Raw genomic sequence first — 12,038 nt, forward strand, 5'->3', positions numbered from 1 at the left:
GCCATGGTCCATCACCTGCAGCAGCACGTTGAAGATGTCCGGGTGCGCCTTCTCGATCTCGTCGAGCAGCAGCACCGCGTGCGGCTTCTTCGTGATGGCTTCGGTGAGCAGGCCGCCCTGGTCGAAGCCGACGTAGCCCGGAGGCGCGCCGATCAGGCGCGACACCGCGTGCCGCTCCATGTACTCGGACATGTCGAAGCGGATCAGGTCGATGCCCATGATGTAGGCCAGCTGCTTCGCCGCCTCCGTCTTGCCGACACCGGTGGGGCCGGAGAACAGGAAGGCGCCGATCGGCTTGTCGCCGCGGCCGAGGCCGCTGCGCGCCATCTTCACCGAGGCCGCCAGCACTTCCAGCGCCTTGTCCTGGCCGAACACCACCGACTTCAGGTCGCGCTCGAGGTTCTGCAGCTTGCTGCGGTCGTCGCTCGACACCGAGGCCGGCGGAATGCGGGCGATCTTGGCCACGATCTCCTCGACCTCGGTCTTGGAAATCGTCTTCTTGCGCTTGTTCACCGGCAGGATGCGCTGGGCGGCGCCGGCCTCGTCGATCACGTCGATGGCCTTGTCCGGCAGGTGCCTGTCGTTGATGTACTTGGCCGACAGCTCCGCCGCGGCCTGCAGGGCGTTGGCGGCGTACTTGACGCTGTGGTGCTCCTCGAAGCGGCTCTTGAGGCCCTTCAAGATCTCGATCGTCTGCTCCACGCTCGGCTCGACCACGTCGACCTTCTGGAAGCGCCGCGACAGCGCCGCGTCCTTCTCGAAGATGCCGCGGTACTCGGTGAACGTCGTCGCGCCGATGCACTTGAGCGTGCCCTGCGACAGGGCCGGCTTGAGCAGGTTGGACGCGTCCAGCGTGCCGCCCGACGCCGCGCCGGCGCCGATCAGCGTGTGGATCTCGTCGATGAACAGGATCGCGTTGGGCTTGTCCTTCAGCGAGCGCAGCACGCCCTTGAGGCGCTGCTCGAAATCGCCGCGATACTTGGTGCCCGCCAGCAGCGCGCCCATGTCCAGCGAGTAGACGGTGCTCTCGGCCAGGATCTCGGGCACTTCCTTCTGCACGATGCGCCAGGCCAGGCCTTCGGCGATCGCCGTCTTGCCCACGCCGGCCTCACCCACCAGCAGCGGGTTGTTCTTGCGGCGGCGGCACAGGATCTGGATCACGCGCTCGACCTCGTACTCGCGGCCGATCAGCGGATCGATCTTGCCTTCCTTGGCGGCCTGGTTGAGGTTCTGCGTGAACTGCTCGAGCGGCGAGGCCTTCTCGTTCTTCTCGCCGCCTTCCTCGCCCTCCGAGCCCTGGTTCTCGCCGCTCTTGGCGGGCTCGGGCGGATCGCTCTTCTTGATGCCGTGGGCGATGTAGTTCACCACGTCCAGCCGCGTCACGCCCTGCTGGTGCAGGTAGTACACGGCGTGCGAATCCTTCTCGCCGAAGATGGCCACCAGCACGTTGGCCCCGGTGACTTCCTTCTTGCCATTGCCCGTGGACTGCACGTGCATGATGGCGCGCTGGATCACCCGCTGGAAGCCCAGCGTGGGTTGCGTGTCGACGTCGTCGGTGCCCGCAACCTGCGGCGTGTTGTCCTTGATGAAGTTCGACAGCGACTTGCGCAGGTCGTCGATGTTCGCGGAGCACGCGCGCAGCACTTCGGCCGCGCTGGGATTGTCCAGCAGGGCCAGCAACAGATGCTCCACCGTGATGAATTCGTGGCGCTGTTGGCGCGCTTCCACGAACGCCATGTGGAGGCTGACTTCCAATTCCTGGGCAATCATGAGAGTTCCTTCTGCCTTGCGTTCAAACCGTTCTGTTCCTTCGAGTGCGGTTTACTCAACCGGTTCACTCAGACACTGCAGGGGGTGCCCCGCCTGGCGGGCCGCCTCCTGCACTTGCTGGACCTTCGTGGCCGCGACGTCCCTCGAGTACACGCCACAAATGCCTTTGCCGTCCAGATGGATCTTCAACATGATCTGCGTGGCCGTCTCCCTGTCCTTGCCGAAAAATTCCTGGATCACCACGACGACGAATTCCATCGGCGTGTAGTCGTCGTTCAGCATGACGACCTGGTACATCTGCGGCGGCTTGGTCTTCTGGGCCTTCCGCTCCGCAACCACCGAGCCGCCATCGTCGTCCGCCGGCCGGATCGCGGGTCCGGCCGGGGGCGGGAGGGGTGTCTGACTGGCCATGAAAATCATTCTATCGACGGGGACTGGCTCCCGTAGACCCTAGGTGAATTGGAGACGGTCCCGTCACATTCAAGCGACATGCGTGCCAGCTTCGGGAAGACCCGCTTTTCGGACCTTTCTGCCGGGCAACTTCCTGTCGTCACGCGCACTTGCAGTTGACTAAGTGAAATTATTGACAGATGAGCGGTCTTCAAGGACACTCGCCGGCTACTGAGGGAACAATAATCGGGGGCGCGCATCATGGCGACCGGTACAGTCAAGTGGTTCAACGATGCCAAGGGCTTCGGGTTCATCGAACCCGATGGCGGTGGCTCGGATGTGTTCGCGCATTTTTCGGCGATCACGATGGAGGGTTTCAAGACCCTCAAGCAGGGCTCGCGCGTGAGCTTCGAGATCCAGCAGGGCCCCAAGGGGCAGCTGGCGCAGAACATCCAGGCCCAGCCCGGCCCGATCCAGACGCAGCCCGGCACCGAGCGCCCGCCGCGCCAGCCCAAGGTGCGCGCGCCGCAGTTCCATGCGGCCAGCGGCCACGGCACCGACCACGCGAACAAGCCCTGAGCGCCCGCGCGCTCGTCATGAAAGCCGCCTGCGGGCGGCTTTCGGCACTTCTGTGGCCCCATTGCGGGGGGGTTTAGCCCCGAAGCTGGGGTGCGGGCGGGCGGCGCTCACCGCCAGCCTGCGTCCCGGCCCTCACCCGGCGATCCACACCCCGTCCGGCCGCCGGCACGCCGTGCCCTTGGTGCGCTGCCAGCGGCCCGGGCCGACCTTGGTCTCCAGGGTGTACGGGCGGCAATAAGCGCCCTGGCGGTAGGCCACCTGGCCCGGCACCGCGACATAGGTGGTCTGGCCCTGCACCCACTGCACGCGGCGGCCCACCGGCGCCACCTCCAGCACCTCGCCCACGCAGGCCTGGTCGGCCGCGTCCATGCGCTTGCCGACTTCGCCGCCCACGATCACGCCGGCGACGGCGCCGCCGATGGTGGCCAGAGTGCGGCCGTCGCCCTTGCCGATCTGGTTGCCCAGCACGCCGCCGACGATGCCCCCCAGCACGCTGCCGACGGTGGAACTGTTGCAGCGGACGGTGCCGGACACGTGCGCCGGCCGGTACTGCGGCTTGTAGACGTACTCACCCTGCTGCTGCACCATCCAGGGCGGGTAGACCACCGTGGGCTGCTGCACCACCACGGGTTGCGCCGGCACGACGACGGGCCGCGCCGGCACGATCACGGCCGGCTGCGCGGGCACGATCACGGCGGGCTGCGCCGGCACCACCCGCACGCGCTCGGGCCGGCGGCATTCACGCGTCTCGCGGTATTCGCCGTGCTTCCATTCGCGCTTGACCTTGCAGTTGCCGTCCCAGAACTCCTCCTTCGCCTTGTGCTTGTCGTGGCCGTGGGCGTGGCCGCGGCCGCGGTCGTGGTGATGGTCGTGGTCGTCGCGGTCGGCCATCGCCGCCGGCGCGGCCAGGGCGGCCGCCACGGCGGCCACGAGGATGGAAGTGCGCATGGCGTTTCTCTTTCCTGGGTGCTGTTGTTCCTGCGAGCGGGATTGTCGGCCGCCCCTCTGACTCAACCGTAACGCCGGCTGTAACAGCGCCGGCCGGCGTGAAATCCTTCGGCCGCTAGCAGCCCAGGTCCTCGCACAACTGTTGCACCCGCGCCGAGACTTCCGGGTCCATGCGGATCGGCCGGCCCCATTCGCGCTGCGTCTCGCCCGGCCACTTGTTGGTGGCATCCAGGCCCATCTTGCTGCCCAGGCCCGCCACCGGCGAGGCGAAATCCAGGTAGTCGATCGGCGTCTGCTCGATCGTCATGGTGTCGCGCGCCGGGTCCATGCGGGTGGTCAAGGCCCACATCACCTCGCGCCAGTCGCGCACGTCCACGTCGTCGTCCACCACCAGGATGAACTTGGTGTACATGAACTGGCGCAGGTGGCTCCACACGCCCATCATCACGCGCCGCGCGTGGCCCGGGTAGGCCTTGCGGATGCTCACCACGGCCATGCGGTAGCTGCACGCCTCGGGCGGGAGGTAGAAGTCGACGATCTCCGGGAACTGGCGCTGCAGCAGCGGGATGAACAGTTCGTTCATCGCCAGCCCCAGCACCGCCGGCTCGTCCAGCGGCTTGCCGGTGTAGGTGGAGTGGTAGAGCGCGTCCGGCCGCAGGGTGATGCGGTCGATGGTGAAGACCGGGAATTCGGCCTGCTCGTTGTAGTAGCCGGTGTGGTCGCCGTAAGGCCCTTCCAGCGCGTGCTCGTAGCCGCTCGGGTGGCGCGCATCCGGCTGGATGTGGCCTTCCAGCACGATCTCCGCCGTGGCGGGGATCTTCAGCGGCACGCCCAGTGCCGGCGCCACCTCGGTGCGGCCGCCGCGCAGCAGGCCCGCGAACTGGTACTCCGAGAGCGCATCCGGCACCGGCGTGACGGCACCCAGCAGCGTCGCGGGATCGGCGCCCAGGGCCACGGCCACGGGATACGGCTCGCCGGGATGCGCGCTCGCATGGTCGCGGAAATCGAGCGCGCCGCCGCGGTGCGCCAGCCAGCGCATGATCACCTTGTTGCGCGCGATCACCTGCTGGCGGTAGATGCCCAGGTTCTGGCGCTCCTTGTTCGGGCCTTTCGTGACCACCAGGCCCCAGGTGATGAGGGGCGCCACGTCGCCGGGCCAGCAATGCTGGATCGGCAGCCGCGCGAGATCGACATCGGGGCCCTCGATCACCTCCTGCTGGCAGGCCGGGGCCGCCACCTCGCGCGGCGCCATGTGCCACAGGCGCTTGAGCAGGTCGCCCATGCCCAGCATCTCCCGGAAGCCGCGCGGTGGCTCGGGCTCCTTCAGGCGCGCCAGCAGTTCGCCGAACACGCGCACGCCCTTCAGGTCCGGCACGCCCATGGCGCGGGCCACCCGCTGCGGCGTGCCGAACAGGTTGGCCAGCACCGGCATGCCGTGGCCGGTGGGGTGCTCGAACAGGAGGGCGGGGCCGCCGGCGCGCAGCACGCGGTCGCACACGGCCGTCATCTCCAGGTGTGGCGACACGGGCTGGGCGACGCGCTTGAGGTCGCCGCCCTGCTCCAGCTGCGCCATGAACTCGCGCAGGTCGCGGTAGGTCATCGGAGGCTTCAGGCCCAGGGACGCTTGTCGTCGCCGCCGCCGCGCCCGCGCGTGAAGCGCGAGAGGTCGAACACCGGGATCTCCAGTGCGTCGAGCGTGTTCTTCACTACCAGGCCCAGCTCGGTGTCGCCTTCCATGCTCAGGCGGCGGTTGAAGAACAGCGTGTCGGGATCCTCCTGCCGCCGCGCGATCCGCAGGAAGTCGGGGCCGCTGGCGCTGATGGTGAGATCGGGCTGCTGCTGCCGCGGCAGCGGGCTGAAGCGCGAGCCGTTCCAGGCGAAGTCGAACGACACCCGGGCGTCGCGCACGTGGATGCGGAACTTGCGGCCGGCCATGAGCTGCTTCACGTCCTCGGGCAGTTGCGGCGCGAGCAGCGCGTTGAGCGCCGTGGCCAGCACCAGCGAGCCGGGCCAGGAGGGCAGGCGCTCGAGCACCGCCGCGATCGGCGCCGGGCACTCGGGCAGGCTGGAAAGCGAGAAGGGGCTGTTCATGCCAGGGCCTCCGTCACCTGCTCCAGCCCGGAGCGGCCGTGCCAGTAGCCGTTGCAGGGCGCGTCGGGCAGCAGCGGCAGGATCTGCGCCTGCGCGGCGCCCGCCTCGCTGCGGCCGCGCCGCACGGCGTCGAACAGGCCGACGATCTCGCCCATGTGCTGCGACTGCGGCGACAGGCGCACGACGTCGACGCCGGTGCGCTGCAGCGAAGGCAGGTCCCCGAGCAGGCAGTGCACGCGGGCCGACTGGGTCTGGATGCCGTTCAGCACGAGGAATGGCTCGTCCTCGCGGGTGCGCAGCACCAGGCCGTCGGGATGGGCGATGCAGCTGAAGCCGCAGTCGTCCTTGGGCAGGTTCAGGTGGCGCGCGGTGAAGCAGCGGGCGGAGAAGGCGAGCGGCAGGCGGCCGAAGGCGAACACCTCGGTCTCCAGGCCCTGCGGGCGCTCGGCCTGCAGCTTGGCCAGGTCGTCTCGCTTCATCTCCAGCGGCATCACCCAGCGCGTGGCGCCCAGCCCCGCCATCCAGCGCAGCGTGTCGCCGTTGTAGATGTTCAGGTGCGGGCCGGCGACGAAGGGCGCCTTGCCGCTCATGCAGCGCACCGCGCCCATGTCGTTGGCCTCGACGCGGAACTCGCCGCTGGCGGCGATCTTGTGCAGGTCGGCGACGTCGGAGCCCGACTCGAGCAGCACCTGCGTGGACAGCACGACTTCCTTGCCGCTGGCGCGCAGCATGTGGGCGAGCTCCAGCCAGTCGGCCAGCTTCAGCTCGTGGCGGCGCGAGCACACGGCCTCGCCGAGGTAGACGATGTCGACCGGCATGTCGGCGACGCCGGCGTAGAAGGCCTGCACGGTCGCGCGCGGCCAGTAGTACAGCAGGGGGCCCAGGGACAGCTTCATGGCCTCATTTCCAGGAACGGTGGTAGGCGCCCAGCGTGTGCTGCTGGCCCTCGGCGAGCTGGTCGAGGCCCGCCATCCAGGCGGTCTTGACGGCGTAGCGGTGGCCCGCGGCCACGCACTGGTCGATCGCCTCGCGCCAGATGCGCGTGACCTGCGCCACGTAGGCGGGGCTGCGCTGGCGGCCTTCGATCTTGATCGCGCGCACGCCGATCTTCATCAGCTGCGGCAGCAGGTCCAGCGTGTTGAGGCTGGTCGGCTCCTCGATCGCGTAGTAGTTCTGTTCGCCGGCCACGTCGAAGCGGCCCTTGCACAGCGTGGGGTAGCCGGCGTTCTCGCCCTCGCCGTAGACGTCGATCAGCACGCCGCCCAGGCGCGCCTCGCGGCCCTGCGGCGTCTCCTGCCAGCGCACCGCCTTGGCCGGCGAGCACACGCCGTGGGTATTGGGCGACTCGCCGGTGACGTAGGAGGAGAGCTGGCAGCGGCCCTCCACCATCACGCACAGGCTGCCGAACCCGAACACCTCGATCTCGACGTCGGTGTGCCTGGTGAGCTGCTTCACCTGCTCCAGCGACAGCACGCGCGGCAGCACGGCGCGCTGGATGCCGAACTGCTCGCGGTACAGGTTGATGGCCTCGTAGTTGGTGGCCGAGCCCTGCACGGAGAGGTGCAGGCGCAGGCCGGGATGCTCCTGCGCCGCGTACTGCATCAGGCCGGGGTCGGCCACGATCACCGCGTCCACGCCCATCTGCGCGGCGGTGTCGACCGCGGCGCGCCAGCGCTCGCCCTGCCCCGCCTGCGGATAGGTGTTGATGGCCATCAGCACCTTGGTACCGCGCTCGTGGGCGTAGCGGATGCCGGTCTCGATGGCGGTGCGGTCGAAGTTGAGGCCGGCGAAGTTGCGCGCGTTGGTGGCGTCGCGCATGCCGAGGTAGACGCAGTCGGCGCCGTTGTCGACGGCCGCCTTCAGGGCGGGCAGGCTGCCCGCCGGGCAGACCAGCTCGAAGGGATTGGCTGGAGGTGTTGGTACGACGGACATGGAGTGGATTGCCGCGCCCGGAAGGGACGGATGCCGCCGACGATACGCGCGCGTACCGGCCCGCGCTCTGACGCGCATCAATCAATGTGCGTCGGGAAGGCGATGCGGGGCTGAATGAGCTTCAATGCAACAGCCCAACAGCCGGACGCAAAGAACGCAAAGGTTCCGCAAAGGACGCAAAAGAGACCTCCAGGAAATGGGATGTGTCCTTCGCGTCCTTTGCGTTCTTTTGCGTTCTTTTGCGTCCTTTGCGTCCTTTGCGTCCGGCAATTCAAGCGCCGGTCCGGCCCGCGCGCTACATGTGGTCGATCATCACCTGGCCGAAGCCGGAGCAGGAGACCTGGGTCGCGCCTTCCATCAGGCGGGCGAAGTCGTAGGTGACCTTCTTGGACAGGATCGCCTTTTCCATCGAACCGATGATCAGGTCGGCGGCCTCGGTCCAGCCCATGTGACGCAGCATCATCTCGGCCGAGAGGATCTCGGAGCCGGGGTTCACGTAGTCCTTGCCGGCGTACTTGGGCGCCGTGCCGTGCGTGGCCTCGAACATCGCCACCGTGTCGCTCAGGTTCGCCCCGGGGGCGATGCCGATGCCGCCCACCTGCGCGGCCAGCGCGTCGGAAATGTAGTCGCCGTTCAGGTTCAGGGTGGCGATCACGCTGTATTCCGCCGGCCGCAACAGGATCTGCTGCAGGAAGGCGTCGGCGATCGAGTCCTTGACGACGATGTCGCGGCCCGTCTTCGGATTGCGGAACTTGCACCACGGCCCGCCGTCGATCTCCACCGCGCCGAATTCCTTCTTCGCCAGCGCGTAGCTCCAGTCCCGGAAGCCGCCTTCCGTGAACTTCATGATGTTGCCCTTGTGCACGATGGTCACGCTGGGCTTGTCGTTGGCGATGGCGTACTGCAGCGCCTTGCGCACCAGGCGCTCGGTGCCCTCCACCGACACCGGCTTGATGCCGATGGCGGAGGACTGCGGGAAGCGGATCTTGGTGACGCCCAGGTCCCGGGTCAGGAAGTCGATGATCTTCTTCGCCTTCTCCGAGTGGGCCTCGTACTCGATGCCGGCGTAGATGTCTTCCGAGTTCTCGCGGAAGATCACCATGTTGGTCTTCTGCGGGTCCTTCAGCGGCGAAGGCACGCCGCTGAAATACTGGATCGGGCGCAGGCACACGTACAGGTCCAGCTCCTGGCGCAGGGCGACATTCAGCGAGCGGATGCCGCCGCCCACCGGCGTGGTGAGCGGGCCCTTGATGGAGACGACATACTCGCGCGCGGCCTGCAGGGTCTCGTCGGGCAGCCAGACGTCGGGGCCGTAGATCCGGGTCGACTTCTCGCCGGCGAAGATCTCCATCCAGTGGATCTTCCTCTTGCCGCCGTAAGCCTTCTGCACGGCGGCGTCCACCACCTTCAGCATCACCGGCGTGATGTCCAGGCCCGTGCCGTCGCCCTCGATGTACGGAATGATCGGCTGGTCCGGCACGTTCAGCGACGTGTCGGCGTTCACGGTGATCTTCTGGCCCTGGGAAGGAACCTGGATGTGCTGGTAGGCCATGGGAATGCGTCTCCGGCAGGGGATTCGAACGATCGCGCAGCGGGCGGGCCCCGGCGAACGAGCGGATTCTAGATTCAAGCGGTCCGGCCGCCGGGGCCGGAAAGGTGCGCTGGATCAAGGTCTGCAAGCTTGTGTCAACCGGCGGCCGAGCTGGCGCGTTGCCGGAGGGTCTGACATTCCGTTGGGCACCCTTTCACAACGATCGCACACCAAGGAAATCCAATGACCAAGCTGCTCGCCACCCTGATCGCCGGCCTGTTCTCCGCCGCCGTGTTCGCCCAGGCCCCCGCCGCCGCTCCGGCCGCCGCCGCTGCCCCGGCTGCCGCCCCCGCCGCCAAGGTCGAAGCCAAGGCCGAAGCCAAGAAGGAAGAAAAGGCCGTGAAGGCGAAGGCCGAGAAGAAGGTCGCCAAGGCCAAGAAGGCCGCCCCGAAGGCCGAAGTGAAGAAGGAAGAGAAGAAGGAAGAGAAGAAGTCGTAATCGGCTGCTTCCCCACGCCGGCCGCCCCTGGGCGGCTGCGTCGCAAGCCCGCCCTCCCGGCGGGCTTTTCCGCTTCCGCAGCACAATCCGTCGCATGAAGAAGTCCCTCGCCCTTGCCGCCCTGCTGCTGGCCGCCGCCGTCCACGCGCAGGAGCCGCAGATGAACCTGCCGCGCGTGAAGCTCACCGCCGGCATGCACGTGATCGACGCCCAGGTCGCGGCCACCAACGAGCAGCGCATGACGGGCCTGATGCACCGCAAGGAGATGCCGCAGCACGAGGGCATGCTGTTCGTCTTCGAGTATCCCGCCCAGCAGTGCTTCTGGATGAAGAACACCCTGCTGCCCCTGTCCGTGGCCTTCGTCGCCGACGACGGCACGATCGTCAACATCGACGAGATGCAGCCCCAGACCCTGGATTCGCACTGCTCGGAGAAGCCGGTGCGCTACGTGCTTGAGATGAACAAGGGCTGGTTCTCGAAGAAGGGGATCAAGGCGGGGGCGAAGCTGGGGGGCACGCCGTTCACCAAATGAGCGCCGGAAGCGCTGGGCTTCGCGCTGACGCGGCTCAGCACCAGCCTACGAAAAGGGCGCGCTCCTTCGCGTAGGCTGGGGCGGCGATAGCCGCCGAAGGTGAGCTCTGCGAACCCCAGCAAAAAGGGCCGCGACGCGGCCCTTTCGTTTCCGGCTCCCCGCTTGCGCGGGGACGACGGCGATCAACCGAAGTTCTTCGCCGCGAACTCCCAGTTCACCAGCTTGTCGAGGAAGGTCTCGACGAACTTCTGGCGCAGGTTGCGGTAGTCGATGTAGTACGCGTGCTCCCACACGTCCACCGTCAGCACCGCGCGGTCGGCGGTGGTGAGCGGCGTGCCGGCGGCGCCGGTGTTGACGATGTCGACGGAGCCGTCCGGCTTCTTGACCAGCCAGGTCCAGCCGGAACCGAAGTTGCCGACGGCGGACTTCACGAAGGCTTCGCGGAAGGCCTGGTAGCTGCCCCACTTGCCGTTGATGGCCTGCGCCAGCGCGCCGGTGGGCTCGCCGCCGCCATTGGGCTTCATGCAGTTCCAGAAGAAGGTGTGGTTCCACACCTGGGCGGAGTTGTTGTAGATGGCGCCCGAGGACTTGCGGATGATGTCCTCCAGCGGCATGTTCTCGAACTCGGTCCCCTTCTGCAGGTTGTTCAGGTTCACCACGTACGCGTTGTGGTGCTTGCCGTGGTGGTATTCGAGGGTCTCGCGGGAATAGTGCGGGGCCAGTGCGTCGATGGGGTACGGCAGGGGGGGCAGGACGTGTTCCATGGCTCTTCTTTCGCTGGGTTGTGGTTTCGAACCGCCGATTCTAGGAAGGATTCACGGTTTGCGGCGCCACGCGCAGATCAACCTCGCCATCCGCAAGGGCGGCGCGCACCGCCTGCCCCTCGTGCAGCGCGTGCACGCTGGTGAGCGCCTGGCCCGAGGCCGCATCGGTGAGCAGCGCGTAGCCGCGCTGCAGCACCAGCCGCGGATCGAGCAGCTGCAGCCGCATTTCCAGGCGCTCGCACTGGCGCGTGGCGCGCGCCAGCCGCTCGGCGATGGCGCCGCGCAGGGCCTCGCGCGCGGCACCCAGCTCGTCTTCGGCACGGCGCAGGCGCGCGGTGAGCGCGAAGCGCACGCGCTGGGCCTGGCGCTCGATGCGCAGGTGCTGCTGGGCGGTGCGCGCCGAAGGGCGGCCCAGGTGCGCGGCAGCCTGGTCCAGGCGCTGCGCGGCGCGGTCCAGCCGGCGCAGCGCCGCCTCCTGCAGCCGCTCGTGCAGGATGCGCAGCGCCCCGAGCCAGGCCTCGCGCGGTTGCGCCGCCAGTTCCGCCGCCGCCGTCGGCGTGGGCGCGCGCACGTCGGCGCAGAAGTCGGCGATGGTGAAGTCGGTCTCGTGCCCGACGCCGCTGACCAGCGGCACCGGGCTGCGCACGATGGTGCGCGCGAGCTGTTCGTCGTTGAAGGCCCAGAGGTCCTCGATCGAGCCGCCGCCGCGCACCAGCAGGATGGTGTCGATCGTGCCTTGTGCGGCCAGCCGGTACAGCGACTCGAGTGCGGCCACCAGTTCGCCCGGCGCCTGCGCGCCCTGCACCGCGGCCGGGGCCAGCACCACCGGCACGTGCGGCGCGCGCCGGCGCAGGCAGGTCATCACGTCGTGCAGCGCCGCCGCCCCCAGCGAGGTCGCGATGCCGATGCCGCGCGGCAGCAGCGGCAGATCGCGCTTGCGCGCGGCGTCGAACAGGCCCTCGGCCTCCAGCTTCGCCTTCAGGCGGAGGAACTGCTCGAACAG

12 protein-coding genes and 1 pseudogene are annotated in these 12,038 nt (G+C 68.3%); 3 read left to right on the forward strand and 10 right to left on the reverse strand.

Features of this window, described 5'->3' with window-relative positions:
- Both VFM98_RS23620 and clpS read right to left on the reverse strand, forming a co-directional pair.
- Positions 1-1,770 (reverse strand): AAA family ATPase (locus VFM98_RS23620; protein WP_325112341.1); only part of this gene is annotated, 1,770 nt, incomplete at its 3' end.
- Between the two features lie 51 nt (positions 1,771-1,821).
- Positions 1,822-2,190 (reverse strand): ATP-dependent Clp protease adapter ClpS, encoded by a 369-nt coding sequence (gene clpS, locus VFM98_RS23625; RefSeq protein WP_414709078.1) that lies wholly within the window; start codon positions 2,188-2,190, stop codon positions 1,822-1,824.
- 231 nt (positions 2,191-2,421) lie between these two features.
- Here clpS and VFM98_RS23630 point away from each other — a divergent pair.
- Positions 2,422-2,619: pseudogene (locus tag VFM98_RS23630) on the forward strand (cold-shock protein); the annotation flags it as partial.
- A gap of 252 nt (positions 2,620-2,871) precedes the next feature.
- Here VFM98_RS23630 and VFM98_RS23635 read toward each other — a convergent pair.
- The 6 genes from VFM98_RS23635 to icd form a co-directional block, all read right to left on the reverse strand.
- Positions 2,872-3,687, reverse strand: coding sequence for a glycine zipper 2TM domain-containing protein (locus VFM98_RS23635; RefSeq protein WP_325112343.1), 816 nt, complete (start codon positions 3,685-3,687; stop codon positions 2,872-2,874).
- Between the two features lie 115 nt (positions 3,688-3,802).
- On the reverse strand, positions 3,803-5,287 hold the full coding sequence (gene ubiD, locus VFM98_RS23640; RefSeq protein WP_325112344.1) for a 4-hydroxy-3-polyprenylbenzoate decarboxylase: 1,485 nt from the start codon (positions 5,285-5,287) through the stop codon (positions 3,803-3,805).
- Between the two features lie 8 nt (positions 5,288-5,295).
- Positions 5,296-5,778 (reverse strand): ubiquinone anaerobic biosynthesis accessory factor UbiT, encoded by a 483-nt coding sequence (gene ubiT, locus VFM98_RS23645; RefSeq protein WP_325112345.1) that lies wholly within the window; start codon positions 5,776-5,778, stop codon positions 5,296-5,298.
- Positions 5,775-6,674, reverse strand: coding sequence for a U32 family peptidase (locus VFM98_RS23650; RefSeq protein ID WP_325112346.1), 900 nt, complete (start codon positions 6,672-6,674; stop codon positions 5,775-5,777). The genes ubiT and VFM98_RS23650 overlap by 4 nt, the downstream gene beginning before the upstream one ends.
- Positions 6,675-6,678: 4 nt before the next feature.
- Positions 6,679-7,710, reverse strand: coding sequence for a ubiquinone anaerobic biosynthesis protein UbiU (gene ubiU / locus VFM98_RS23655; RefSeq protein ID WP_325112347.1), 1,032 nt, complete (start codon positions 7,708-7,710; stop codon positions 6,679-6,681).
- Positions 7,711-8,005: 295 nt separating this feature from the next.
- Entirely contained in the window at positions 8,006-9,262 is a 1,257-nt protein-coding gene (icd, locus tag VFM98_RS23660; protein WP_325112348.1) for an NADP-dependent isocitrate dehydrogenase, read from the reverse strand.
- A gap of 222 nt (positions 9,263-9,484) precedes the next feature.
- On the opposite strand from icd, the gene VFM98_RS23665 reads away from it, so the two are divergent.
- Entirely contained in the window at positions 9,485-9,739 is a 255-nt protein-coding gene (locus VFM98_RS23665; protein ID WP_325112349.1) for a hypothetical protein, read from the forward strand.
- Between the two features lie 94 nt (positions 9,740-9,833).
- A complete protein-coding gene (locus VFM98_RS23670; RefSeq protein WP_325112350.1) occupies positions 9,834-10,271 on the forward strand; it encodes a DUF192 domain-containing protein in 438 nt (145 codons plus the stop codon).
- Positions 10,272-10,453: 182 nt separating this feature from the next.
- Here VFM98_RS23670 and VFM98_RS23675 read toward each other — a convergent pair whose 3' ends face one another.
- Positions 10,454-11,035 carry a superoxide dismutase gene (locus VFM98_RS23675; RefSeq protein ID WP_325112351.1) on the reverse strand — a complete coding sequence of 194 codons (582 nt, stop codon included), beginning with the start codon at positions 11,033-11,035 and terminating at the stop codon, positions 10,454-10,456.
- A gap of 40 nt (positions 11,036-11,075) precedes the next feature.
- Positions 11,076-12,038: exodeoxyribonuclease VII large subunit (gene xseA, locus VFM98_RS23680; protein ID WP_325112352.1), on the reverse strand; the 963-nt coding region annotated here is incomplete at its 5' end.

Source organism: Ramlibacter sp. (assembly GCF_035706265.1).
Classification (GTDB): Bacteria; Pseudomonadota; Gammaproteobacteria; order Burkholderiales; family Burkholderiaceae_C; genus Ramlibacter.

Coding starts and splice junctions, on each gene's coding strand:
- clpS (WP_414709078.1), bottom strand. CDS start 2,190: ATGATTTTCATGGCCAGTCAGACACCCCTCCCGCCCCCGGCCGGACCC.
- VFM98_RS23635 (WP_325112343.1), bottom strand. CDS start 3,687: ATGCGCACTTCCATCCTCGTGGCCGCCGTGGCGGCCGCCCTGGCCGCG.
- ubiD (WP_325112344.1), bottom strand. CDS start 5,287: ATGACCTACCGCGACCTGCGCGAGTTCATGGCGCAGCTGGAGCAGGGC.
- ubiT (WP_325112345.1), bottom strand. CDS start 5,778: ATGAACAGCCCCTTCTCGCTTTCCAGCCTGCCCGAGTGCCCGGCGCCG.
- VFM98_RS23650 (WP_325112346.1), bottom strand. CDS start 6,674: ATGAAGCTGTCCCTGGGCCCCCTGCTGTACTACTGGCCGCGCGCGACC.
- ubiU (WP_325112347.1), bottom strand. CDS start 7,710: ATGTCCGTCGTACCAACACCTCCAGCCAATCCCTTCGAGCTGGTCTGC.
- icd (WP_325112348.1), bottom strand. CDS start 9,262: ATGGCCTACCAGCACATCCAGGTTCCTTCCCAGGGCCAGAAGATCACC.
- VFM98_RS23665 (WP_325112349.1), top strand. CDS start 9,485: ATGACCAAGCTGCTCGCCACCCTGATCGCCGGCCTGTTCTCCGCCGCC.
- VFM98_RS23670 (WP_325112350.1), top strand. CDS start 9,834: ATGAAGAAGTCCCTCGCCCTTGCCGCCCTGCTGCTGGCCGCCGCCGTC.
- VFM98_RS23675 (WP_325112351.1), bottom strand. CDS start 11,035: ATGGAACACGTCCTGCCCCCCCTGCCGTACCCCATCGACGCACTGGCC.